The following is a 24,759-nucleotide window of genomic DNA, read 5'->3' on the forward strand; positions in this document are numbered from 1 at the left end:
TATCAATGCTCTGCCCTATCCTGAAAGATTCCGCGCGGCGGCGCAAAGTCCTTCTCCGACAGCAGGCTCAGGGCCTGCCAGCGGTCGACGCCGGGCAGCGCCGTCTGTTCGGCCCGCTCGTGCACCAGATAGAGCACGCTGCGCCCGGCGAGCCAGCCATCGAGACGCTCGGCGAGGCGCGCGGCCAGCGCCGGATCGAGGCCGGCGAAGGGCTCGTCGAGGATCACCAGCCCCGGGTCGCGCAGCAGCAGCCTCGCCAGCGCCACCCGACGCGCCTGGCCACCGGAGAGCCGCCGACCACCCTCGCCCACCCGCGTGTCGAGCCCGCGCGGCAGCGATTCCGCCCAGTCGGCCAGCTCCACCGTCTCGAGCACGGCCCACAGCCGCGCGTCATCGGCCTCGGGCGCCGCCAGCAGAAGGTTCGCCGCCAGGCTGTCGTCGAACAGCTCGGTGTGCTGGGTCAGGCAGGCGACTCGCTCGGCCAGAACGTCGGCGGCGATCTCGCCGACCGGCACCTCATTCAGCCGCACCCGGCCCGCGTCCGGCGCCATCTGGCCGGTGACCAGCGCCGCCAGGCTGGACTTGCCGCTGCCCGACACCCCGTGCACGGCCAGCCGCTCGCCGGGCGAAAGCGCCAGCGAGAAGTCGTCGAACACCGGCGTCAGGGCCCCGGGATAGCGCAACGCGACCTCCTCGAAGGCGAGCGCCAGGGCGCCGGAGCGCAGCGATGCCACGCGCCCGCCGGCATCGTCGCGACGGGCGTCCTCCAGCGCATTGAGCCGCTCGGCGGCGGCCAGGGTGGCGCCGAACTGGGTGAAGGCCGTGGGCAGCGCGGTCAGCGCCTCGCTCATTGCCATCACCGCCAGCGGCATCATCACCATCAGCGGGCCGGACAGCGCTCCGGCCTGCCAGGCCAGCGCCGCCAGCCACAGCGCCGAGAGCCAGCCAAGCCCGACGGCCAGCCCGGCCACCGCCGTGCCCAGGGCCGAGAACCGCCCCAGGCGGCGCTGATCGGCGTAGAGCCGCTCCTCGATGGCCTCGAGGCGCCGCCGCTGGCCGGCCAGGGTGCCGTAGGTCTCGAGCTCGGCGAGCCCCTGGAGCTGTTCGATCAGCCGGCCGCGCAGGCGCTCCAGCTCATCGACCCGTTGCCGGCTGGCGGCGAGCCCCAGCCGCGCCTGCCCCAGCGTCAGCCAGCCCCAGGCGGCGCCGAGCAGCCCCGCCACCGCCAGGGCCGCCGCCGGCGACCAGATCGCCAGCAAGCCGGCCAGGGCGAGGATCGCCAGCAGCGCCACCGCCGCCGGCGCCAGCAGGCGCAGGAACAGGCTGTCCAGGGTGTCGATGTCGGCGGTCAGCCGGTTCAGCCAGTCGCTGGCCCGGCGCCGCGACAGCGTCTGACCGTCGAGGCCGGCCAGCACCGCGAACATCCGCCCGCGCAGGTCGGCCAGCAGGCGCAGCACCGTGTCGTGGTTGTAGAGCCGCTCGACGTAGCGCGCCACGGTGCGGGTCACGGCGAAGCCGCGGATGCCGCTGCCCGGCACGTAGACGTCCAGCGTCATGGCCGCCCCGGCGGCCAGGGCGATGCCGGCCAGGCCGGTGGCGGTAATGAACCAGCCGGACAGCGCCAGCAGGCCGATCGCCGAGGCCAGCGCCAGCGCCATCAGCGCGGCGCCGGCCAGCAGGCGGCTGCGGCGGTGGCCGAGCAGGCGCAGCCAGGGCGAGAGGGTCGCGATCACGCCCCGTCGCTCAGTCATGGGTCACCTCCTCCAGACGGCCGTCACGCAGCGTCAGGTGGCGGTCGGCGCAGGCCAGCGGCGCGGCCCGGTGGCTGGCGATGACCAGACTGCGCCCCTCGGCGGCCAGGGCCATCAGCGCCTCGATGACGACCGCCTCGCTCTCGGCATCGAGACTGGCGGTGGGCTCGTCGAGCAGCACCAGCCGCGCCTCGCAGAGAAACACCCGGGCCAGCGCCAGACGCTGGGCCTGGCCGCCGGAGAGGCCGACCCCGCGCTCGCCGAGCCGGGTGTCGAGCCCGTCGGGCAGCCCGGCCACCAGCTCGCCCAGCCCGGCGGCCGTGAGCGCCCGGTGCAGGGCCGCATCATCGGCTTCCGGTGCCGACAGGCGCAGATTGTCGGCCAGGCTGCCATGCACCAGCAGCGGGCGCTGGTCCATCCAGGCCACCTGAAGCGACGCGGCGAGGCGACGCTCGCCGGCGTCCGGATCGAGGAACCCCGCCAGCAGCTGCAGCAGGGTCGACTTGCCGACGCCGGAGGGCCCGCTGATCGCCAGCACCTCGCCCGGCGCCAGCGCCAGGTCCAGCGGCCCCAGCACCCGCCCTCGCTCGGGATGCGACACCGCGACCGCCTCCAGCTCGGCCACCGCACGAGCGGTATGGGGCGCGGCCGGCGTCAGGCCGCTGCGGCGCGGCGTCTCGTCGAGCAGCGCCACCATGCCCTCGGCCGCCCCCAGGGCCGAGGCCCGGTCATGATAGTGCTGGGCCAGGCTTCTCAGCGGCTGGAAGAATTCCGGCGCCAGCAGCAGCACCAGCAGCCCCGAGAACAGCGTCAGCTGATCGGACGGCCCATAGGTGATGTAGCCGAGCAGGCCGAAGCCCACGTAGATCGCCACCACGGCGATCGACACGGCGGCGAAGAACTCCAGCACCGCCGAGGAAAGAAAGGCCAGCCGCAGCGGACGCAGGGTACGCCGCCGATAGTCGTCGGCGGCGGCCTGCACCTCCCCGGTGGCCGCCGCGGTGCGGCCGAACAGCTGCAGGGTGGTGATGCCGCGCACCCGATCGATGAAGTGGCGCGACAGCCGCGCCACGGCATCGAACTGCTCCTCGTTGAGTCGCTCGGCGCCCATGCCCACCAGCGCCATGAACAGCGGGATCAGCGGCGCCGCCAGCAGCAGGAAGATGGCCGCCAGCCAGTCGAGCCAGGCCACCACCGCCAGGATCACCAGCGGCAGCAGCACGGCGAGATAGCGCTGCGGCAGGAAGCGGGCCACGTAGCCGTCCAGCGCCTCGACCTGGTCCACCGCCCGCTGCGCCAGGCTGGCGCTGTGATGGCCGGTGAGGCCCACCGGCCCGAGCCGCTCCAGGTGATCGAGCAGCTCGCGCCGAGCCCGGCGGCGCAACCGCAGGCTGGCGGCCAGGCCCAGGGTCTCCTGGCCCCACTGGGCCAGGGCGCGCAGCCCCATCAGTCCCGCCAGGACAGCGAAGGCCGGAAACAGCGTGGAGGGCGCGCGGCCCTCCACCAGGAGTGATGTCACCAGCCAGGCCAGCAGCACCAGCTGAGCGACGGTGGCGAGGCCGGCGATCAGGCCGCAGCCCACGGCCAGCCCCAATCGTCCTCGTTCGGCGCGCGCCAGGCCGGCGAGCCAGGCGCGCGATGTCGATGCCTGCGTCATCGTCTCAGTGGTACCCCTCGCCCACGCGGACCTTGCCGCGGAACACCCAGTAGCTCCAGGCGGTGTAGGCCAGCACGATGGGGATCACGAACAGCACCCCGAGCAGCAGGAAGAGCTGGGACTCCGGCGCCGAGGCCACGTCCCAGAGGGTGTAGTTCGGCGGCACGATCACCGGCCACTTGCTGACCACCAGCCCCAGGTAGGTGAAGACGAACAGCCCCAGGGTGGCGATGAACGGCTGGCCCTCGCGGCGCTCCTGCACCGAGCGCCACAGCCAGAAGGCACACAGCAGGGCCAGCGCCGGGAACACCCACAGCAGGTGCAGGTGGCCGAACCAGCGCTCGCGCACCGCGTCGTCCACGAAGGGGGTCCACAGGCTGATGATGGCGAACACCGCCAGCACCGCGAGCAGCAGGCGCGGCGCCAGGCGGTAGGCCCAGGCCTGGGTGTGTCCCTCGCTCTTCATGATCAGCCAGGTGGCGCCGAGCAGCGCATAGCCGGCCACCAAACCGATGCCGGTCAGCACCGAGAACGGGGTCAGCCAGTCCAGGGCACCGCCGACATAGACGAAGTCCTCGACCGGGAAGCCCTGGATGTAGGCGCCGACCACGGCCCCCTGGGCGAAGGCCGCCACGGTGGAGCCCCAGCTGAAGGCCCGGTTCCACCAATGGCGATTGCGATGCGACTTGAAGCGGAACTCGAAGGCGATGCCGCGGAAGATCAGCCCCGCCAGCATCAGGAAGACGCCGATGTAGAGCGCCGGCAGGAACACCGAGTAGACCACCGGGAAGGCCGCCAGCAACCCGGCCCCGCCGAGCACCAGCCAGGTTTCGTTGCCGTCCCAGATCGGTGCCACCGAGTTCATCAGCACGTCGCGGCTGTCCTCGTCCGGGGCGAACGGAAAGAGAATGCCCACGCCCAGGTCGAAGCCATCCATCAGCACGTACATGATCACACCGAAGCCGATGATGCCGGCCCAGATCAGTGTCAGATCGAACATTTCCATGGTTCAGCTCCTTCCCGGCTGGTTGGCGGCATCTTCGAAGGGCACGTGGGCGGCGGACAGCGGACGCTTGGGTCGCTCCACCTCGTCGTCGTGGGGCGGCTCGGGGAGCATGCCCTGACGCACGACCCGGGTCAGATACAGGGTGCCGGCGTAGAAGACCACGGCGTAGACCAGGACATAGCCGATCAGGGTGAACAGCGCCATGCCACCGGTCAGCGACGGCGTCACCGCCTCTTCCTGGGTCATGAGACCGTACACCAGCCAGGGCGCGCGACCGATCTCGGTGACGAACCAGCCGGCCAGGACCGCCAGGAAGGGGGCGATCGTCATCACTCGCATGAACTGCAGGTAGCCGCGACTCTCATAGAGCCGCCCCCGCGCGCGCAGCCAGGCGCCGATCAGCGCCGCGACGATCATCGCCAGGCCCATGGCGACCATCACGCGGAACGACCAGAACACCCACCACACCGGCGGCTGCTCCTCCGGCGGCACCGCGCTGACGCCCGGTACCTCGCCGTCCAGATCATGGGTCAGGATCAGGCTGGCGAGCCCCGGAATGCCGATCTCGAGGTGGTTCTCCTGGGCCTGCTGGTCGGGCCAGGCGAACAGCAGCAGCGGCGTCCGCGACTGGGTCTCCCAGTTGCCCTCCATGGCCGCCACCTTGGTGGGCTGGTGTTCCAGGGTGTTCAGGCCATGCTCGTCGCCGATCCAGGCCTGGGCCGGCGCCAGCACCAGCAGCATCCACAGGCACATGGAGAAGGCCTTGCGATTGGCCTCGACGTCACGGCCGATCAGCAGATACCAGGCGCTGACGCCGGCCACCACGAAGCCGCCGGTCAGGAAGGACGCCATGACGAAGTGCACGAAGCGATACGGGAAGGAGGCGGTGAAGATCGCCTCGCTCCAGTCGGTGACGTGGAAGCGCCCGTCGATCAGCTCGGTGCCGGCCGGCGTCTGCATCCAGCTGTTGGACACCAGGATCCAGAAGGCCGAGATGAAGGTGCCCAACGCCACCATGATCGAGGCGAACAGGTGCACGCCCTGGGGCACCTTGCCGCGCCCGAACAGCAGCACGCCGAGGAAGGCCGCCTCGAGGAAGAAGGCGGTCACCACTTCGTAGCTCAGCATCGGGCCGAGCAGGTTGGAGGCCGCCAGCGAGAAGTTGCTCCAGTTGGTGCCGAACTGGAAGGCCATGACGATGCCGGAGACCACCCCCATGCCGAAGACCACGGCGAACACCCGGGCCCAGAAGTTGGCCAGGCGTTCCCAGGCGGGATTGGCGGTGCGATAGAAGAGACCGTTGAGCACGGCCAGATAGGATGCCAACCCGATCGTGAAGACCGGAAAGATGGCATGGAAGGACACCACGAAGGCGAACTGCAGCCGAGACAGCAGCAGAGGATCCAGTTCCATGAGGTACACCTCGTTCCTGCGGATCGATGAACGTGATGCGAAGGCACTCTCCGTGCTCTTGATCGTCGGGCGCGACGCGCCCTGCCGCATTCTTCCCTTGCCCGTCCCAGCCTAGCCGAATCCCCGGCCGCTGGAACAGGCAACGAAGTCATCTTATCGCGCCGAGATGTCGCTCGTGTGTGTCGCGATGTCGCAGTGCATCATGCGCCGCCGGCGTCTACCACCAGATGCACCATGAAGCCGATATAAGCCACGTACATGGCCAGCAGCACGCCACCCTCGAGGCGGTTGATACGCCCCTGGCGACCGCGGCGCCCCAGGGCGAAGACCAGCATCAGCATGGTCATCGCCGCCATCATGCTCCAGTCGCGCAACAGCACCTCGCGACCCGTCTCGATCGGCGCGATCACCGCGGCCAGCCCCACCACGCCGAGGGTATTGAAGAGGTTGGAGCCCACCACGTTGCCCAGCACCAGGTCATGCTCGCCGCGACGCAGGGCACTGATCGCCGACGCCAGTTCGGGCAGTGAGGTGCCCACCGCCACCACCGTCAGGCCGATCACCAGGTCGCTGACGCCGAGACTCTGGGCGATGTCCACCGCGCCCCACACCAGCAGCCGCGAGCTGGCCACCAGCAGCACCAGACCCAGTAGCGTCCACCCCAGGGCGGCCTTCAGCGACATCGGATGCGTGGCCAGCTCAGCCTCGGTGTCCGCCGACAGCGGATCGGTGCCATCGCGCAGGCCGCGAATCACGCTATAGGCCATGAAGGCCACCAGCACCACCAGCAGCAGCGCGCCCTCGAGGCGCACCACGCCACCCAGCAGCAATACCGCCGACAATGCCGTCGCGCCGCCCAGCACCGGCAGCTCACGCCGTACCATCCCGGAATGCACCGCCAGCGGTGCGATCAGCGCCACCAGGCCCAGGATCAAACCGATATTGGCGATGTTCGAGCCGAAGGCGTTGCCCAGCGCCAGGCCGGGATTGCCCTGCCCGGCGGCGATGGCCGAGACCACCATCTCGGGTGCCGAGGTGCCGAAGCCGATCACCAGCATGCCGATCAGCAACGGGGATAGACCGAGTCGGGCGGACGTGGCCGCCGCGCCGTCGACGAAGCGCTCGGCGCTCCAGACCAGCAGGATCAGGCCTGCCACCACCGCCAGGGCGGGAAGCATCATGGTGTCTCCATCGGAACAAATGAGACGCGCATGGTTGACTATGGTGCCCCCCGCGTCAACGTGACACACTTCAGGTCAAGCCGCTGGATCGTCAGGAGGACGCCATCGCCGTGCCAAGGCCGGCCTTTCGCCATCTCGCCCTGCCCACCCAGGCGCCCTACGTCGACCGCATGCCGCCGGAGGCCCGCGCCACCCGGCGACGCCTGCGCGCCTGCCACGAATGCGACTGGCTGATGGCGCTGCCGCCGCTGCATTCCGGCGAGCAGGCGGTATGCCCTCGCTGCGGCCACGCCGAGGTGCGCCGCCATCGTTATCCGGCCCAGCGCAGCCTGGCGCTGGCGATCGCCGCGCTGGCCTGCCTGGCGATCGCCGCGTCCTTTCCTTTCCTGGCGTTCAGCGTGCGCGGCGTGGGTCACGGCATCGACCTGCCCCAGACCGCCACCGATCTGATCGCGCACCATGCTCCCCTGGTGGCCATGGTGGTGCTGCTGACCATCCTGGTGCTGCCGGTCCTCTACCTGCTGGCCGTGGTGTGGCTGCAGATCGGCCTGCTGGGCGGCAGACCGCTGCCGGCCAGTCGCAGCGCGGCTCGTGCCCTGGCCCACCTGCAGCCCTGGATGATGGCCGACGTGTTCCTGATCGGCACCCTGGTCAGCCTGATCAAGATCGTCGGGCTCGCCCAGATCGCGCTCGGGCCGGCCTTCTGGGCCTTCGGCGCCTTCGCGCTGCTGCTGCTGGCGACCAACCAGTCCGTGGACCGCGACTGGCTGTGGTTCGCGCTGGCCGGCGAACCGCCGGCGCCGGAGGGCAGCCAGACCGGCCGCCCCGCCGCCCCCCAGGGACTCACCGGCTGTCACACCTGCGGCCTGGTGGGCCGCCTGGATGCCGCCGGCCATGGCCAGTGCCGGCGCTGCGGCGAGCCGCTGCATGCGCGCCGCCCCCACAGCCTGCAACGTACCTGGGCGCTGCTGGCCGCGGCGGCGGTGCTCTACGTGCCGGCCAACGTCTATCCGATCATGACCACCGTCAGCCTGGGGCGGGCCAGCCCCAGCACCATCATCGGCGGCATCGTCGAGCTGATCGAGATGGGCTCCTGGCCGGTGGCCCTGGTGATCCTGGTCGCCAGCGTGATCGTGCCCATCGGCAAGCTGCTGGCGCTGGTCTGGCTATGCCTGGTGGCGCCGCGCGCCCGCGGCGACCGCTCCCTGACGCGTACCCGCATGTATCGCCTGACCGAGTTCATCGGCCGCTGGTCGATGGTCGACATCTTCGTGGTCGCGATCCTGGTGGCGCTGATCCGCGCCGGCAACCTGATGGCGGTCGAGCCCGGCCCCGCGGCCGTGGCCTTCGGCGGCGTGGTGGTGCTCACCATGCTCGCCGCCATGAGCTTCGACCCCCGGTTGATCTGGGACACGCCCACTTCCACAGCGGATGAGGAAGCCCCGCAATGAACGACACGCCCCCTGACGCCGCGCCCGACAACGAGCACCGCGCCCGGGCCACCCGCCAGGCGCCGCTGTCGCCGATCTGGATCGTGCCCATCGTGGCGCTGCTGATCGGTGCCTGGCTGGTCTACGACAGCTACCTGAGCCGCGGGCCCCTGATCACCCTGACCATGGAGAGCGCCGACGGCATCGAGGCCGGCAGCACCCTGATCAAGACCCGCAACGTCGAGATCGGCCAGGTGACCTCGGTGAACCTGTCCGAAGACCTGTCCGAGGTGGTGCTGACCGCTCGCATGACGCCCGAGGCTGCGCCGATGCTGGTCGAGGACAGTACCTTCTGGGTGGTCAAGCCGCGCATCGGTCGCGAGGGCATCAGCGGGCTCAATACCGTGCTGTCAGGGGCCTACCTGCAGCTCGAACCCGGCCAGAGCGAGGAGGAGGCGGAGCGTTTCACGGTCAGCGAACAGCCGCCGGTGGCCCCCCCGGGGGCCGAGGGGCTGCGCATCAACCTGCTCAGCGAGGCGGGCAACGGCCTCACCGTCGGCGATCCGGTGACCTACCAGGGCTTCACCGTGGGCCGGGTCGAGGAATCCGAGTTCGACGTCGAGACCCGGCGCATGCGCCACCGCATCTTCATCGAGAGCCCCTATCACCGACTGGTCACCGACAACACCCGCTTCTGGGGCTCCAGCGGCGTCGACCTGCGGCTCGACTCCGAGGGCGTGCGCGTCAGGCTCGACTCGCTGGAGGCCATGGTCAGCGGCGGCGTCACCTTCGGCGTCCCGGAGGATCTGCCGCGTGGCCTTCAGGCCGAGCCCGACAGCACCTTCACTCTCTACGCCGACGAGGACAGCGCGCGCGAGGGCACCTTCGACCGCTACCTGGAGTACGTGCTGCTCATCGAGGACACGGTGCGCGGCCTGTCCCGGGGCTCCCCGGTGGAATTCCGCGGCGTGCGCATCGGTACCGTGGCCAGCGTGCCCTGGAACTTCACCTCGCCCCAGCCCGAGCGCGATGCCCGCCTGGCCATCCCGGTGCTGATCCGTATCGAACCCCAGCGGCTCGGCATCGACAGCCAGACCCTCGACATGGACGAGTGGCGGGCGCGTTTCGAACGGCTGTTCCAGCGCGGCCTGCGGGCCTCGCTCAAGAGCGGCAACCTGCTCACCGGGGCGCTGTTCGTCGACCTCGGCCTGGACGCCGAGCGAGCCGACGACTACACCCCCGAGACCTTCGCCGAGCGCACCGTCTTCCCCACCACTTCCGGCGGGCTGGCACAGATCCAGGCCCAGGTCACCGCGCTGCTCGACAAGCTCAACGACCTGGAGCTCGAACCGATCCTCGCGGGCCTGGAGACCAACCTGGCCACGTCGGAGGCCACCCTGGAGCAGGTACGCCAGCTTACCGCCGGCGTCCAGTCGCTGCTCGACGATCCCGAGACCCGCGCCCTGCCCGGCGAACTCAACAGCACCCTGTCGGCGCTGCGCGGCACCCTCGAGGGCGTCTCCCCCGGGGCTCCCGCCTACCGGGATATCACCGAGACCCTGGACCAGCTCGAGCGCCTGCTGCGAGACCTCCAGCCGGCCGCCCGCCGCCTCGGCGACAATCCCGGCGCCCTGCTGTTCGACAGCCTGGACGCCGACGATCCCATGCCCCGCGCCCCGACCGACAGGAGTTCGCCATGACCGCGCCGCGCGCCCTGCTGGCCCTGCTGGCCCTGCTCTGGCTCACCGGCTGTGCCCTGGGGGGCACGCCGGCGACCCGCTACACCCTGCCCGATGCCGACGCGCCGGCCGCCGCCGGTTCGAACGCCACGCATGCCCTGGTGCTGCGGCCGCTTCGCCTGGCGCCGTTGCTGGACGCCGAGGGCATCGTCGTCCAGCTCGACGACATCACCCTGCGCGAGGCCGGCGGCCACCGCTGGGCCGAGCCGTTGGGCCGTCAGCTGGAGCGCGGCCTGCGCGATCGCCTGACCGGTGCCTTGCCCGATACCCGAGTGCTGCTCGACACCGAGGCCGGCATCTCCACCGATCCGCTGCAGCTGAGGGTCACGGTGGACCGCTTCCAGGGGCGCCCCGACGGCCAGGCCCTGGCGGCCGGACGCTGGCAGCTGCTCGACGCCGATCAGTCGCTGCTGGATGCGGCGACCTTCCGCGTCACCACGCCCCTGGCCGAGGACGGCTACCCCGCCCTGGTCCGGGCCCTGGGCCGCAGCTGGGACGCCGCCGCCGAGCAGATCGCGTCGGCGGTCGCGCGCCAGCAGCGCCGCGCGACACCCTGACACGCCCCCGCGCCGGCTGCGCCGCTTTCAGCGCTATGGCATACTGACGCCTCTCGCGGCCGCCTCCCGCCGCCGCGATTCACCTCATTCCCTCGTTCCGCCTCGATCCGACCGCCCCGCGCGACGGATCGGGCGGGACGTTGCCGCGGAGACTGCATGACCTTTTCCGACCTTGGCCTGTGCCCCGAGCTGCTGCGCGCCATCGACGCCCAGGGCTATACCACCCCGACTCCTATCCAGAGCCAGGCCATCCCCGCCGTCCTCGGCGGCGGCGACCTGCTGGGCAGCGCCCAGACCGGTACCGGCAAGACGGCCGGCTTCACCCTGCCCATGCTGCAGCGCCTCAAGGACGGCCGTCGCCCGGCCAAGCGCGGCGTGCGCGCCCTGGTGCTGACCCCGACCCGCGAGCTGGCGGCCCAGGTCGGCGACAGCGTGCGCGACTACGGACAGCACCTGCCGCTGACCTCCCACGTGATCTTCGGCGGCGTCGGCCAGCAGCCCCAGGTGGATGCCATCCGCCCGGGGCTCGACATCCTGGTGGCTACCCCCGGCCGTCTGCTCGACCTGCAGCAGCAGGGCCACGTCGACCTCTCCGGGGTCGAGATCCTGGTGCTGGACGAAGCCGACCGCATGCTCGACATGGGCTTCATCCACGACATCAAGAAGGTGCTGAAGCTGCTCCCCGAGCAGCGCCAGAACCTGCTGTTCTCGGCGACCTTCTCCAAGGAGATCCAGGCGCTGGCCAACAAGCTGCTCGACGATCCGACGCTGATCGAGGTGGCGCGCCGCAACACCCCCGCCGAGACCGTGGACCAGGCCGTCTTCCGGGTCGACCGCGAACGCAAGCGTGATCTGCTCACCCACCTCATCAGCAGCCGCCAGTGGTTCCAGGTGCTGGTCTTCACCCGTACCAAGCACGGCGCCAACCGCCTGGCCGAGCACCTCGACAAGCGTGACATCTCGGCCATGGCGATCCACGGCAACAAGAGCCAGTCGGCCCGCACCCGCGCGCTGACCGCCTTCAAGTCCGGCGACCTGCAGGTGCTGGTGGCCACCGACATCGCCGCCCGCGGCCTGGACATCGACGAGCTGCCCCACGTGGTCAACTTCGAGCTGCCCAACGTGGCCGAAGACTACGTGCACCGCATCGGCCGCACCGGTCGCGCCGGTCACGACGGCCAGGCCGTATCGCTGGTGTGCGTCGACGAGCATGGTCTGCTCGGCAACATCGAGAAGCTGATGAAGCGCGACCTGACCAAGCACATCGAGCCCGGCTTCGAGCCCGACCCCAACGCCAAGCCCGAGCCGATCGAGAACGGCCGCAATCGTGGCCGTGGCGGCAATGGACGTGGTGGCAACGGTCGCGGCAACGGCGGCGGTGGTCGCAGCGGTAACGGTGGCAACCGCAGCAGCGCCGGCGGCAACCATGGCGGAAACGGCGGCGACCGCGACGGCCAGTCACCGGGGCGGCGCCGGCGTCGGCGCGGCGGACAGGATCGCCAGCGCACTGGCAATTGATATCCGATAATGCGAATGTATTCGCATTATCGGCCGACACGACGCCTGCAAGGATGCCCATGGACACGCGAGAGCTGATCAACGACTACCGACTCTGGCAGCGCTTTCAGCGCCAGGCACAACTCGACCGCGAGCATCGCGCGGCCTGGCAGCAGCTGGAATCCGCCGGGGTCTCGGCCCAGCGCACCACCGAAGCCTACCGCAGCATGGCCGACAAGGCCGCGACCCAGGGGGCCTGCTATCGCACCCTCTTCCAGCGTGAGCTCGAATCGGGGGAGCGGCTGGCCTGCGAGGGCTGGCTGTTCGTGCGCCGGGTCCTCGCCGAGGGCGGCGCCACCCGGGTACGCGCCGCCCTGCTGCCGAGCTTCACCCTGACCGACGGCACCCTGCCACCGGCAGAGGCCGGCGTCGAATCCATCACGCTGGAGATCTTCGACCAGCTGCTGGTCGATCGCGGCCTGGCCAGCATGGCGCGGGTCGATCGCATCGATGCCAGCGGCGACAGCCACTTCATCACCCTGATCGACAGTGTGAGAGGCGACCTGCGTCAACATATGAGCTGAACCATGTGGAAGCGACTGTTCGGCAAGCCCCCGATTCACGTCTGGGTCATCAAGCAGGTCGACGGCGACCTGCTGCACCTGTGCGGCGAGGGCAGGATCACTCCCGAGGGCAAGCGGGCCCGTGACGACATGCTCAGCGCCCTGAAGCGGGGCGAGTACCAGGGCCCCGTGGAAATGATCGACAACGGCCTGGTGCTCAACGCCCGTCTGTTCGCGGCCCTGCTGCCGGACGACGCCTTCCGGCTCGACGCCGACGGCATCGCCCACTGGCAGGGCCAGCGGTGGCACGTCTCCAAGGTTCCCCAGCGCTGCTGGACCTACGACGGGCCGCTGGTCGCGCACACCATGACCCACGGCGACTTCGATCTGGTCAGCAGCGAGGACGTCAGCGGCATCCGCCAGCGTGCCACCAGCGACGCCCAGTCCGACGGGCGGCACCTGCAGTTCGGCGCGGCCGACGAGCTCGAGGGCGAGGCCGAATTCGCCGCACGCTGGCAGCGCCGTCGACAGACGGAGGGGCCGGATGGCGATCACTGACGGCGCGCGCCAACGGGCCGCGCCTTCCCCCCTGGCATTCATCGCCCTGATGGTGCTGGTCGGGCTCAACCTGCGGCCGGCACTATCGTCACTGGCCCCACTGCTCCCTCGCATCGAAGCCGACAGCGGCCTGCCGGTGCTGGCCATCGGCGCCCTGACCACCCTGCCCGTGCTCTGCCTCGGACTCTTCGCCCCCATGGCGCCCTGGCTGTCAGGACGCCTGGGCCCCGAGCGCACCCTGTCGCTGGCCTTGCTGATCCTGGCCGTCGGCCTCGCCCTGCGCGGTCTGGCCGCACCGGCATGGCTGTTCGGCGGCACCCTGCTGGTGGGCGCCGCCATCGGCGTCGCCGGCACGCTGCTGCCCGGGCTGGTCAAGCGAGAACTTCCCGACAGCGCCGACCTGATGACCGGTGTCTACACCATGGCGCTGTGCCTGGGAGGCGCCCTGGGTGCCGGCCTCAGCATCCCCCTGGCCGAGACGCTGGGCGGCTGGGCGCCGGCGCTCACCAGCTGGGCGGCGCTTGCGGCGATCAGCCTGATCGCCTGGCAGACGCTGATGCCGGCATCCCCGCCACCGCGGACGCAAACCTCGGCCCGCGGCGATACCGGCGCGCTGCTGCGCCAGCCACTGGCCTGGCAGGTCACCCTCTACATGGGCTGTCAGTCCTCGCTGGCCTACATCGTCTTCGGCTGGCTGCCGACCCTGCTGGTGGAACGCGGCTACGACGATGCCGAGGCCGGCTGGATGACCGGCGCCTCGGTGATGCTGCAGCTGGGCGCGGCGCTGTCGGCCCCCTGGCTGGCCCGCCTCGGCCGCGACCAGCGACCGGCGCTGATGCTGGTGCTGAGCCTGATCGCCGGCGGTTTCTGGGTACTGCTGCAGGGGCCGATCGAGTGGCGCTGGGCCGGCGTGGCGCTGCTCGGCTTCGGCCAGGGCGGCGGCTTCAGCCTGGCGCTGTCGCTCATCGTGCTGCGCACCGCGGATGCCCGACTGGCCGGCAAGCTCTCCGGCATGGTGCAGGGCGTGGGCTACGCCCTGGCCTCGCTGGGCCCGCTGGGCATCGGCGTGATGCTCGAGCTAGACCTGGGGCTGCCTGGCATCACCCTGGCGTTGACGGCCGTGACTGCCGCCGCCATGGTCTTCGCCCTGCTGGCCGGGCGCGATCGTCGCCTGGCCAGCGAAGAGACCGGCCACCTCGTGGTGCGCTGATCCCGCCCCGCCCCAGACCCTCTTGTCTGCCGGCGCCGGCGCCCTATCATGGTGGGCGTCTTCCGCCTGGAGCTCCCATGACGTCAACCGCTTCTTCCCTGCTGGTGATCTACACCGGTGGCACGTTCGGCATGGTGGACAGTCCCGACGGACTGATCCCCGGCCACGACATCGAGTCGCGCCTGCGGCGCGCCCTGGCGACCCTGCCCCCGGCGCGCCAGGCCGGACTGGCCGACTTCCGACTCATCGCCACGCCGACGCCCATCGACTCGAGCGCCGCCACCCCCGCGGACTGGCAGCGCCTGGCCGGGCTGATCGCCGAACACTACGCCGATCATGCCGGCATCGTGGTGATCCACGGCACCGATACGCTGGCCTGGACCGCCGCCAGCCTGGCCTATCAGCTGCAAGGGCTGGACCGCCCGGTGGTGATCACCGGCGCCATGCAGCCGCTGGAAGCGCCCGGCAGCGATGCGCTGACCAACGTCGAGGCGGCGCTGCGCTTCGCCGCCGATCCGCGGCTGCAGGAGGTGGCGATCTGCTTCGCCGGCCGCCTGCTGCGCGGCGCACGCAGCCGCAAGTGGCAGGCTCGCGAGGCCGACGCCTTCGTCAGCCCCAACCACCCGCCGCTCGGCGAATGGGTCGACGACGACGCCGTGCTCTACCCCGGCCGCGGCCTGGAGCGTGCCCAGCGCGGCGCGCCACGCTTCGAACTGCCCGACTATGCGCCGCTGGCCGCCGGCGCGGTGCCGCGCATCGTGCTGTGGCCGGGGCTCGCCGCCTGGCAGCTCGAGACCTGGCTGCTGGACGATCGCGTCAAGGGCGCGCTGCTGGAGGTCTGGGGCGGCGGCAACGTGCCCGACGATCCGCGCCTGGCCGGCGTACTGGCCCAGGCCGTCGGCGAGGGCAAGCTGCTCGCCGCCATCAGCCAGTGCCCCCACGGGGCGGTGGCCATCGGCCACTACGCCGCCGGTCAGGCGCTGTCCGATGCCGGCGTGCTGTCCGGCGACGACATGACGCCGGAAGCCGCCGTGGCCAAGCTGGTCCACCTGCTGGCCCAGCCGCTCCCCGATGAGGAACGGCGCCGGCGCTTCCTGACCCCGCTGGTCGGCGAGCGTGCCGCCCCCTGAGGCGGAACGGAGGAGCGAGCGTTGAAGACGCCTCGACCGCACCATCGCCATGACGGGGCCCGAACGGCTAGAGTGGAGACACACGTCCGCCCGCACAGGTGCCCTGTCATGGAACATCCCGATCATCCGTTCAGCGAACTCTTCGAACAGCTCGGCCTGGCCTCGGAGCCGGCGGCCATCCAGCGCTTCATCGAGCGCCACTCGCCGCTGCCCGAGAACGTGGAACTGCCCGACGCGCCCTGCTGGAACGAAGGCCAGGCGGAGTTCCTGCGCGAGGCGCTCGAAGCCGACGCCGACTGGGCCGAGGTGGTCGACCATCTCAATGCCTCGCTGCGCAAGGGCTGAGCAGACAGCGCCGGAAAGTGCCTGGAACAAAGCGACGCCACCAAACGAGAACGCCGCCCGGATGGGCGGCGTTCCCGCTTTCGGATCACGCTATAGTCTGGCCGCGACGCGGTCGAGAATCTGCTGGCTGACGCGATTGACCAACGGTGTCACCGCGCGCTTGACCGCCTTTTCGACCAGCCGGTTATGAATCTCGTACTCCAGGGTCAGCGCCACCTCGGTGCCTTCGGGCACCGGCGTGAGCCGATAGCGGCCTCGGTTCCACACCCCGCTGAGCGATTCCCAGGCCAGCACCTCGGGCGGCTGATGCTCGGTGATCGCCACCTCGAAGGTCCAGTCCATGCGCACCGCGTGCACGTGCCAGCGATAACGCCCCTCGCCCAGCGGCTCGATGCGCTCGATCAGGTCCGAATAGTCGACGAAGTCCTCGACCCGCTCGAGCAGGGCGAAGACACGCTCGGGCGGCGCCTCGAGAATGGCGCGATGTTCGATGGTGGCCATGCCGATTCCTTGTGCTGTGGGCCTGTGCTGCCGTGTCAGCTTCACCGAAGGTCCCGGGTGGTGTCCAGCCCGGCACGGCCTCAGGCGAGGTCGCGCATCAGCAGGGCGAACTCGATGCGTTCCGGCGCGATGGCCTCGCCCGGCACCGGGATGCGCACCACGTGGCCCGATCCCGGGGCCACGCCCACCGCTTCGCCGCGCTTGTTCTCGATGCGTTCGAGGGCGAAGCGACGGTTGCCGCCGGGCAGCATCAGCTCCATGCCGTCACCGACCTCGAAGCGGTTCTTGACGTCGATATCCAGCACCCCGCGATCGGGATCGTAGCCCAGCACCTCGCCGACGAACTGCTGGTGCACGCCCACCGAATGGCCGAGCTCGTAATTCTGATACTCGTCGTGGACATGGCGGCGATAGAAGCCTTCCGTGTAGCCGCGGTTGGCCAGGTTCTCGAGCTCGTCCATCAGGCGCATGTCGAAGGGCCGACCGGCCATGGCGTCGTCGATGGCGCGGCGATAGACCTGGGCCGTGCGCGCCACGTAGTAGGGCGACTTGGTGCGTCCCTCGATCTTCAGCGAGGTCACGCCCATCTCGGCGAGCCTCGGGACGTGCTGGACGGCGCGCAGGTCCTTGGAGTTCATGATGTAGGTGCCGTGCTCGTCCTCGTACATCGGCATCGGCTCGCCCGGCCGCGAGCGGTCCTCGATCAACGCCGACAGCGTGTCCTGGCCCTCCCTGCCGCCGGCGGAGGCGATCATGCCGCCGTCCTGACGCGGGGCCCAGATGCCGCTGGCGGCGTGGGCCGGCACCAGGTCGCCGGTCTCGTCCTCGGCGGCCGCCACGGTGTGGTACTTCCAGCGACAGGCGTTGGTGCAGGTGCCCTGGTTCGGGTCGCGGCGGTTGAAGTATCCGGAGAGCAGGCAGCGCCCGGAGTAGGCGATGCACAGCGCGCCGTGCACGAAGGTCTCGATCTCGAGGTCGGGGCACTCGGCGCGGATCTGGCCGATCTCCTCCAGCGACAGCTCGCGGGACAGGATGACGCGGCGGATGCCCTGCTGCTGCCAGAACCTCGCCGCCGCATAGTTGACGACGTTGGACTGCACCGACAGGTGGATCACCTGATCGGGCCAGCGCTCGCGGATCATCATGATCAGCCCGGGATCCGACATGATCAGGGCGTCGGGGCCGGCCTCGATCACCGGCTCCATGTCGCGCAGGTAGGTCCTGAGTTTGCTGTTGTGCGGCGCGATGTTGGAGGCCACATAGAACGCCTTGCCCCGCTCGTGGGCATAGGCGATGCCCTCGTGCAGGTTGTCGATCCTGAAATCGTTGTTGCGCACGCGCAGCGAGTAGCGCGGCAGGCCGGCATAGACCGCATCGGCGCCGTAGGCGAAGGCGTAGCGCATGTTCTTGACGGTGCCGGCGGGCGACAGCAGTTCGGGGGCTTCCATGAGGCTCACATCACCGGTGGCAAAGGGGCGAAGTCTAGCAACGTCGCCTGTCCACGCTGAATGACATGGATCAGCGTCCTTGGCGCCTGTCCCGTTGGTCAAGTACACTGTGCGCCCCTGCCGGACCGGACCCCGGCCAAGGTCCCGCCGCGCCCGTGACGCGCGCCGGGCAGACAAATTCTCCGCCCCACAGGTATCCCATGTCAGAATCCGCCGCACCGGCCACCGTGGTGATCTACTCCGGTGGCATGGACTCCTTTACCGTGCTGCATCGCGCCCTGCGCGAAGGCCGCGAGGTCCACGCCCTGTCCTTCGACTACGGCCAGCGTCATGCCCGCGAGCTCGAGGTCGCCCGCGAGGTCTGCCGCGAGCTGGGCGTGCCCCACCAGGTGGTCGACATCACCGCCATCCATGGCCTGATCGACGCCTCGGCGCTCACCGACGCCAGCCAGGCGCTGCCCGACGCCGACTACGCCGAGGCCAACCTCAAGGCCACCGTGGTCCCCAACCGCAACATGATCCTGCTGTCGCTGGCGATCGCCAAGGCGGTCAACATCGGCGCCGACCGGGTCGACTACGGCGCCCATGGCGGCGATCACGTGCTCTACCCGGACTGCCGCCCCGAATTCGTCGAGGCCATGAACGACGTCGCCGGCATCGCCAACTTCGAGCCGGTGACCCTGCATGCGCCCTATCTGCGCACCGACAAGGGCGAGATCCTCGCCGAGGGCCTGGCCATGGGGCTGGACTACGGCAAGACCTGGACCTGCTACCGTGGTGAAGCCCTGGCCTGCGGGCGCTGCGGCAGCTGCCGGGAACGGCTGGCGGCCTTCGCCGCCAACGGCGCCATCGACCCCATCGCCTATGACACCACCGGCGACGAAGCGGCCACCTCTTCACAGCGGCCCGATGCCGCCGCCTCTTCTCAGCGGCCCGATGCCGCCGCCGAAGGGACCGACCATGTATAGCGTCAAGGAAGCCTTCTACTCGCTGCAGGGCGAAGGCGGCCAGGCCGGCCGCGCCAGCGTGTTCTGCCGCTTCAGCGGCTGCAATCTGTGGTCCGGCCGCGAGGCCGATCGCGCCGCCGCGGCCTGCCGCTTCTGCGATACCGACATCCGCGGCACCGACGGCCAGCACGGCGGACGCTTCCATGATGCCGAGGCCCTGGTCGATCACCTGACCGCGCTGTGGCCGGATGCCCCGGGCACCGCCACGCCCCAGGTGATCTTCACCGGCGGCGAGCCGCTGCTGCAGCTCGACGAGGCGCTGATCGCCGCCATGCACGAGCGCGGCTTCGACGTCGCCGTGGAGACCAACGGCACCCTGCCGGCCCCGCCGGGCATCGACTGGCTGTGCGTCAGCCCCAAGGGCGAGAGCGTGCTGGCCCAGACCTCCGGCGACGAGCTCAAGCTGGTCTACCCGCAGAGCGACGCCCCGCCCGAGCGCTTCACCGCCCTGGACTTCCATCACTTCTTCCTGCAGCCGATGGACACCGCGGCGGTCGGCGGCGGTGACGTCACGGCCGAGACCGTGGCCTACTGCCTGAGCCATCCCCAGTGGCGGCTCTCGCTGCAGACCCACAAGATCACGGGAATCGACTGATGACGCTGTTCGTCAACCGCCTCACCCATCTCGACGCCTCGCTGTGGTGCCCCGAACGCGGGCTGATCGGCGCCAGCTGGCGGGTCGACGCCGAACTCGACGGCGAGCTCGGCGAGGACGGCATGCTGTTCGACTTCGGCGAGGTCAAGCCGTGGATCAAGTCGCGCATCGACCAGGGCCCCGATCACACTCTGCTGGTGCCCACCGAGGCGTCCGGCGTCAGCGTCCATGAGTGCGCCGAGGGCCTGTGCGTGCGCGCCGAGTCGCCCTACCCGTTCGAGGTCCGCGGCCCGCGCCAGGCTTTCGCCCTGCTGCCCTGGCCGGCCATCACCGCCGAGCGCCTGGCCGAGCACCTGTCGGCCTCGCTCAGCCGCCAGCCGCCGGCCCGGGTCGAGGCGATCCGCCTGACGCTGACCGACGAGGCCATCGACGGCGCCGCCTACACCTACAGCCACGGCCTCAAGCGCCACGCCGGCAACTGCCAGCGCATCGCCCACGGCCACCGCTCGCGGCTGCACGTGTGGCAGGACGGCGAGCGGTGCCCGGCGCTCGAGACCGAGTGGGCCGAACGCCTCGCGGATCGCTACCTGGTGGACGAGGCCGACGTGGTCGAGGGCCTGGATGCCGCCTTCACCGGCCGCCTGACCACCCGCTACACGGCCGAACAGGGGCGTTTCGCCCTGACCCTGCCGCGGGAGCGCTGCATCCCGATGCCGACGCCGACCACGGTGGAACATATCGCCGCCTGGCTGGCCGGCGAGATCGCCCGCGAGACCGGCCGCGCCACCCGCGTGCAGGCCTTCGAGGGCATCGACAAGGGGGCGCTGGCGGAGGCCGAGGCGTGAGCTCGCGCCCGGCCATGAGCGAAGAACAGGACGCCGGCGGCTGCCGTCCCGGCTGCGGCGCCTGCTGCATCGCGCCGTCGATCAGCTCGCCGATCCCCGGCATGCCGGACGGCAAGCCCGCCGGGGTGCGCTGCGCCCAGCTCGACGATGACAACCTGTGCCGGCTGTTCGGCCGGCCCGAGCGGCCAGCGGTCTGCGCCCGCTTCGATTACGACCGCGAACTGTGCGGCGACCACCGCGATCAGGCGCTGGCGCGAATCGCCGCGCTGGAAGTCGCCACCTGAGCCTCGACGCCTCGCGCTTCCACAGGCTCTCTCACACGACCTCCCGCACGACACAAAACGCCCGGCGACGCTCGTCTCTCGAGCCTCGCCGGGCGTTTTGCTTCTTCCATGGCACCTCAGGCGTGTGCGCCGTCAGTCCTCCAGGTCGGCGGTATGCGGCAGCCGCTTGTCGAGCAGGGTCCGCCAGCGCACCAGCACCGGGGCATCGCTGTGACTGACCTCGCCCAGCAGGCCCCGGAAGGCCATGCGCGCGTCCTCATCCTCCGGATCGACCATCGTCAGCCAGGCTTCCAGGGCGCACAGCTGCTGGTGCAGGTTGCCGTCGCCGCGTGCCTGCTCGAGCGCCTGCTCGATCAGACCGCGCACTTCCTCGGCGGGATGCCCCAGGCGGTGGCGCACCTTCGCCAGGTGCACCGCCAGTTCGGCGACGAACAGCGTGGTCCGCTCACGGGCAATCAGCAGGCACTGGTCGAGATAGTCCTCGGCCCGGGCCAGCTCGCCCAGCGACGTACAGGCGTCCACCCACCACAGCGAGGGCCGCTGGTAGGGATCGCGACCGGTGACCTCGACGAACTCTTCCTGGGCCGCCTCGATGCGCTTGAGCCCTTCCCGGTCGCCGGACAGCGCCCGCTGCCAGCCCAGCACCTGCCGCGCGGAGACCTGCCACAGCTGCAGGTCCGGCGTGCCGGTGATCTCGTAGGCGCGCTCGGCGCGCTGGGACGCCAGATGCTCGTGTCCCACTTGGCGATAGAGCGCCGCGGCATACATCAGCGCCATGGCCAGGCTGCCCGGGTGATTGATGCGCTCGGCCAGGCGGATCGCCGACTCCACCTGCTGCTGGGCGCGATGATAGTCGCCGCGCAGGCACAGCGCCCAGCTCTGGAAGCAGGTCGCCGCCACCTGGGGGTGATCGGAGAACGGCAGCCACTCGATCATCATCGGCGAGTTGAGCGGGTCGATCTCCTCGAGATGCTCGTAGGCCTGCTGGATGCGGCCGGCCCAGTACTCGCAGCTGGCCCGGGCGAAGTCGGCCAGGCGCCGGTAGCGCGGGTCCTCGAGCCGCGCGGCCAGGTCCGCCAGCCGCGAGGCCAGCAGGAAGGCATCGGCGTGGGCGTTGCGCTGGCTGCAGCCGACCCACAGGCCCCACTTGACCAGAAACACCTGCTCCAGGTCCTCGCTGTCCTCCGGCACCTCATCGGTGCAGGTCAGCAGCTCTCGGGCACGCACGAAGCTCTCGTGGGCGGTGGGTGAACCGTGCCCTTCCAGGGCGAAGGCGGCCTGGCCACGCACCGTGTGCAGGCTGACCTCGCGTTCTTCCTGGCCTTCCACGTGACGCAGGCTGGCCAGCCCGAAGTCGGCCATGCGCAGCGCGGTGCGGTTGGCGCTGACCTTGAGCGCCTCGCGGGCGGCCAGCTCGAAGTAGCGCGCCCCGCGGGCGTGGTGGCCGCTGCGCCGCAGATGGACGGCGAAATCGCCCGGGTGGCGGCTGATCCACACCGGAAAACGCTCCTCGATCAGCGACACGACCTGGCGATGCAGCGCCACACGCACGTCCCGCGGGCAGGACAGGTAGGCCGCTTCCTGCAGCAGCTGATGAGTGAACTGGTACTCGCGCCCCTCTTCCGTCTCGTCGACCGGCTCGACGATCTCCAGGCGGATCATCTGCTCCAGTGCCGCATTCAGCTGCGGCATCTCCCGGTCGCTGCACTCGGCGAGGAAATCGAGCCGGAAGCGACGGCCGAGCACCGCCGCCACGTGGGCGACGTCACGGTCGGCGTCGAGCTGGTCGATGCGGCTGGCCAACAGCCCCAGCAGGCCCCGCGGCAGCTCGTCGAGGTCGACCTGGCGCCCCTCGCGACGATCCAGGTCGACGCGGCGGCAGATCTCCTGCAGGTACAGCGGCACGCCGTCGCAGCGCTCGACGATCTGGCTGCGCAGGCGCGGGCTGAGCTGCAGCCGATAGCGCCGGGCCAGCTGGGTGAGCAGCCGGGACGACTGCATGGGGTCGAGCCGGCCGAGGGTGATCTGCTGATCCCAGTCGAGCGAGGTCGGCAGCGCCTCGCGGCCGTGGTGGCTGGCCACCATCAGGAAAGGACAGTTGATCGGCAGGCGCGCCTGGAGGCCGGCCAGCACCTTGAAGGAGGGCTCGTCGAGCCATTGCAGGTCGTCGACCATCAGCACCAGGGTGCGCGACTCGGTGAGACGTTCGATCAGGCGCTGCAGCACCCCGACCACCAGCTCCACGGCCTCGCCGTTCTGGGTGAGCAAGGCCACCTCGCGGGGCTCGCAGACGCCGAGCGCTTCCTCCAGCAGCAGCCGCGACTCGTCGCCGAGGTCTTCCGGCATCAGCGACGCCAGTCGCTCGGCATCGACGTCATCGCCGAAGTGCCAGTGCAGCAGCTGCCGAGCCACGCCATAGGGCTCCTGGATCGACAGCCGGGTGGTGGGCTGCCAGCAGATCGCCGCCTCGCGGCTTTGCTCGAGATGGCGGAAGCCGACCAGCAATGCCGACTTACCGAGCCCCGATGGCCCGCGGACCAGCACGCTCTGGCGCAGCCCGATGCCGGCCCGGGCCAGGGCATCGCGCAGCGTGCGCAGCGCTCCTTCGCGACCGATCAGGCTCGGCGGCATCGCCTCGCGCCCGCCCTCGTTGCTGCCCAGCACCAGGGCGCGCAGCCACACGCGGCCGTCGCTGGCCACCAGCCGCGAGGAAAGCCGCGGCTGAAGGTCGAGCGCCGGCGGCATGTGCTGGCTGGCCTGCTGGGAAATCACCAGCTCGCTGCCCTGGGAGGCGGCCATCAGCTCCAGCGCGCCCTGGGTCACCTCGCCCAGCGGGTCGACCAGGTGGCGCTCCGGCAGGTAGACCACCTGGCCGCTGTTGAGGCCGGCTGCGAGGCAGATGCTCGGCGGCTCGCTCTCCCCGCTCCAGTGTCGGACGCACTCGTCGGAGAGCGAGCGCTGGCAGTGTTCGTAGAGCGCCACCAGCTCGGCGAGCTGGTGGGCCGGGCCGTGGGTGCCGAAGCAGGCCAGGCCGATGCCGCCGGCGGCACCGGGCAGCCAGAAACCGCCCAGGTGATGGCACTGCTGCTCGAGCCAGCGCATCAGCTCGATCTGCAGGGTCAGGCAGGCCCGGGTCTCACCGCGGGTGGAAAGATCCGCGTCCAGCTCCAGGCGAATCGCCATCACCGACAGCTGGCGCATCTCGATCTCGTCGTCGCGCAGCGGTGCGCTGTCCGCGGCCAGGGTACGCGAGAAGCCGACGCCGGGGGCGTTGGCCTCGTCGGGGACGCCATCCGACCAGTAGCGCGCCAGCTGAAGGAAGGCGGGATCCGGCTGCTGGCCGGTCAGCGCCAGCAGCTGCAGGTAGGCGTTGTACTGCTCGTGGGCGGCGGCCAGCTGGCCCTGCTCGGCGAGCTGGCGCACCAGCCGCTCGTGAAAGGGCCCGTAGCCGGAGAAGCGGCTGACCAGGGTCTCCAGCAGCGAATCGGGCAGCGGCTCGGACTGTTCCAGCACCGCCTCGGCGTAGCGGATCACGCGCTGACGCCACTCGTTGCGGACCTGGACCAGCCAGCGCTGGAACTCGGCGCAGGCGGCGAGCTGCAGCTCCTCCACCAGGTCGCCCTGGTAGCACTCCAGGATGTCTTCCAGGGTCGCCACCTCGGCGGGCGCCTCGAGCATCGACTGGAGCTCGTGGAGGTCGAACCGCCACGCCTCGGGCAGCTCGAAGGCGATGGTCTGGCGGGATACCGACAGTACCTCCTCGGCCTGCTCGCCCAGCGACTGACGCAGGCAGTGCAAGGCATGCCGCAGGTTGGTCCGCCCCGAGGAGAGGCCCTGGTCGGGCCACAGCAGTTCGGCGAGGGTCGCGCGGTTGACCGGCTGCTCGTGCAGCAGCAGGTAGACCAGCAGCGCCTTGACCTTGTCGTAGCTGAAATGGGTCAGCGCATCGTCGCCCAGGGTCAGCGAAAAATGACCGAATAACGCCAGGCGATCTTGTTCTTCACGGGTTACGGCGTCGGAAGCATCCCGCATGATTGTTAGG

General features: G+C 70.4%; 21 protein-coding genes. 13 read left to right on the forward strand and 8 right to left on the reverse strand.

Annotation, left to right across the window (positions count from 1 at the left end):
• Positions 1 to 2 precede the first annotated feature (2 nt).
• From cydC to CVH10_RS01860, 5 genes are all read right to left on the reverse strand, one after another.
• Positions 3 to 1,751 carry a thiol reductant ABC exporter subunit CydC gene (gene cydC / locus CVH10_RS01840; RefSeq protein ID WP_106487665.1) on the reverse strand — a complete coding sequence of 583 codons (1,749 nt, stop codon included), beginning with the start codon at positions 1,749 to 1,751 and terminating at the stop codon, positions 3 to 5.
• The gene (gene cydD / locus CVH10_RS01845) at positions 1,744 to 3,408 is read right to left on the reverse strand and encodes a thiol reductant ABC exporter subunit CydD (protein WP_106487666.1); all 1,665 of its coding nucleotides are present in this window, start codon (positions 3,406 to 3,408) and stop codon (positions 1,744 to 1,746) included. Before cydD ends, cydC begins: the two co-directional genes overlap by 8 nt.
• A 4-nt stretch (positions 3,409 to 3,412) precedes the next feature.
• A complete protein-coding gene (gene cydB / locus CVH10_RS01850; RefSeq protein WP_106487667.1) occupies positions 3,413 to 4,414 on the reverse strand; it encodes a cytochrome d ubiquinol oxidase subunit II in 1,002 nt (333 codons plus the stop codon).
• 3 nt (positions 4,415 to 4,417) lie between these two features.
• Positions 4,418 to 5,827: a cytochrome ubiquinol oxidase subunit I gene (locus tag CVH10_RS01855; protein ID WP_035598721.1), complete on the reverse strand. Its 1,410-nt coding sequence runs from the start codon at positions 5,825 to 5,827 to the stop codon at positions 4,418 to 4,420.
• Between the two features lie 200 nt (positions 5,828 to 6,027).
• Positions 6,028 to 7,008, reverse strand: coding sequence for a calcium/sodium antiporter (locus tag CVH10_RS01860; RefSeq protein WP_035598719.1), 981 nt, complete (start codon positions 7,006 to 7,008; stop codon positions 6,028 to 6,030).
• Between the two features lie 170 nt (positions 7,009 to 7,178).
• On the opposite strand from CVH10_RS01860, the gene CVH10_RS01865 reads away from it, so the two are divergent.
• From CVH10_RS01865 to CVH10_RS01905, 9 genes are all read left to right on the forward strand, one after another.
• Complete coding sequence (locus tag CVH10_RS01865; protein WP_046080531.1) at positions 7,179 to 8,459, forward strand: paraquat-inducible protein A; 1,281 nt, start codon at positions 7,179 to 7,181, stop codon at positions 8,457 to 8,459.
• Positions 8,456 to 10,138, forward strand: coding sequence for an intermembrane transport protein PqiB (gene pqiB / locus CVH10_RS01870; RefSeq protein ID WP_106487668.1), 1,683 nt, complete (start codon positions 8,456 to 8,458; stop codon positions 10,136 to 10,138). The genes CVH10_RS01865 and pqiB overlap by 4 nt, the downstream gene beginning before the upstream one ends.
• Positions 10,135 to 10,734, forward strand: a complete 600-nt coding sequence (locus CVH10_RS01875; RefSeq protein WP_046080306.1) for a membrane integrity-associated transporter subunit PqiC — start codon at positions 10,135 to 10,137, stop codon at positions 10,732 to 10,734. Before pqiB ends, CVH10_RS01875 begins: the two co-directional genes overlap by 4 nt.
• A 156-nt stretch (positions 10,735 to 10,890) precedes the next feature.
• Complete coding sequence (locus tag CVH10_RS01880; protein WP_106487669.1) at positions 10,891 to 12,252, forward strand: DEAD/DEAH box helicase; 1,362 nt, start codon at positions 10,891 to 10,893, stop codon at positions 12,250 to 12,252.
• Positions 12,253 to 12,311: 59 nt separating this feature from the next.
• On the forward strand, positions 12,312 to 12,815 hold the full coding sequence (locus tag CVH10_RS01885) for a hypothetical protein (protein WP_035598708.1): 504 nt from the start codon (positions 12,312 to 12,314) through the stop codon (positions 12,813 to 12,815).
• A gap of 3 nt (positions 12,816 to 12,818) precedes the next feature.
• Positions 12,819 to 13,352: a hypothetical protein gene (locus CVH10_RS01890; RefSeq protein WP_106487670.1), complete on the forward strand. Its 534-nt coding sequence runs from the start codon at positions 12,819 to 12,821 to the stop codon at positions 13,350 to 13,352.
• Entirely contained in the window at positions 13,339 to 14,562 is a 1,224-nt protein-coding gene (locus CVH10_RS01895) for an MFS transporter (RefSeq protein ID WP_369335705.1), read from the forward strand. The genes CVH10_RS01890 and CVH10_RS01895 overlap by 14 nt, the downstream gene beginning before the upstream one ends.
• A 77-nt stretch (positions 14,563 to 14,639) precedes the next feature.
• Positions 14,640 to 15,692 carry an asparaginase gene (locus CVH10_RS01900; protein WP_035598700.1) on the forward strand — a complete coding sequence of 351 codons (1,053 nt, stop codon included), beginning with the start codon at positions 14,640 to 14,642 and terminating at the stop codon, positions 15,690 to 15,692.
• A gap of 108 nt (positions 15,693 to 15,800) precedes the next feature.
• A complete protein-coding gene (locus CVH10_RS01905) occupies positions 15,801 to 16,037 on the forward strand; it encodes a DUF2789 domain-containing protein (RefSeq protein WP_046080300.1) in 237 nt (78 codons plus the stop codon).
• Positions 16,038 to 16,127: 90 nt separating this feature from the next.
• Here the strand turns inward: CVH10_RS01905 and CVH10_RS01910 are convergent, their stop codons facing one another.
• On the reverse strand, positions 16,128 to 16,538 hold the full coding sequence (locus CVH10_RS01910) for an SRPBCC family protein (RefSeq protein ID WP_035598695.1): 411 nt from the start codon (positions 16,536 to 16,538) through the stop codon (positions 16,128 to 16,130).
• Positions 16,539 to 16,618: 80 nt separating this feature from the next.
• Positions 16,619 to 17,986 (reverse strand): tRNA 5-hydroxyuridine modification protein YegQ, encoded by a 1,368-nt coding sequence (gene yegQ, locus CVH10_RS01915; RefSeq protein ID WP_106487671.1) that lies wholly within the window; start codon positions 17,984 to 17,986, stop codon positions 16,619 to 16,621.
• Between the two features lie 200 nt (positions 17,987 to 18,186).
• On the opposite strand from yegQ, the gene queC reads away from it, so the two are divergent.
• Genes queC through CVH10_RS01935 form a run of 4 tightly spaced genes read left to right on the forward strand, consistent with a single transcriptional unit; the run spans position 18,187 to position 20,717 of the window.
• Positions 18,187 to 18,954 (forward strand): 7-cyano-7-deazaguanine synthase QueC, encoded by a 768-nt coding sequence (gene queC / locus CVH10_RS01920; RefSeq protein WP_106487672.1) that lies wholly within the window; start codon positions 18,187 to 18,189, stop codon positions 18,952 to 18,954.
• Positions 18,947 to 19,588 carry a 7-carboxy-7-deazaguanine synthase gene (gene queE, locus CVH10_RS01925; protein ID WP_035598687.1) on the forward strand — a complete coding sequence of 214 codons (642 nt, stop codon included), beginning with the start codon at positions 18,947 to 18,949 and terminating at the stop codon, positions 19,586 to 19,588. The genes queC and queE overlap by 8 nt, the downstream gene beginning before the upstream one ends.
• On the forward strand, positions 19,588 to 20,433 hold the full coding sequence (locus CVH10_RS01930) for a 6-carboxytetrahydropterin synthase (RefSeq protein ID WP_035598684.1): 846 nt from the start codon (positions 19,588 to 19,590) through the stop codon (positions 20,431 to 20,433). Before queE ends, CVH10_RS01930 begins: the two co-directional genes overlap by 1 nt.
• Before the next feature lie 14 nt (positions 20,434 to 20,447).
• Positions 20,448 to 20,717 (forward strand): YkgJ family cysteine cluster protein, encoded by a 270-nt coding sequence (locus CVH10_RS01935; protein WP_106487772.1) that lies wholly within the window; start codon positions 20,448 to 20,450, stop codon positions 20,715 to 20,717.
• Positions 20,718 to 20,849: 132 nt separating this feature from the next.
• Here CVH10_RS01935 and CVH10_RS01940 read toward each other — a convergent pair whose 3' ends face one another.
• Positions 20,850 to 24,749: an AAA family ATPase gene (locus tag CVH10_RS01940; protein ID WP_106487673.1), complete on the reverse strand. Its 3,900-nt coding sequence runs from the start codon at positions 24,747 to 24,749 to the stop codon at positions 20,850 to 20,852.
• Positions 24,750 to 24,759: the final 10 nt, after the last annotated feature.

Source organism: Halomonas sp. ND22Bw, from assembly GCF_003011945.1.
Taxonomy (GTDB): domain Bacteria; phylum Pseudomonadota; class Gammaproteobacteria; order Pseudomonadales; family Halomonadaceae; genus Halomonas; species Halomonas halophila.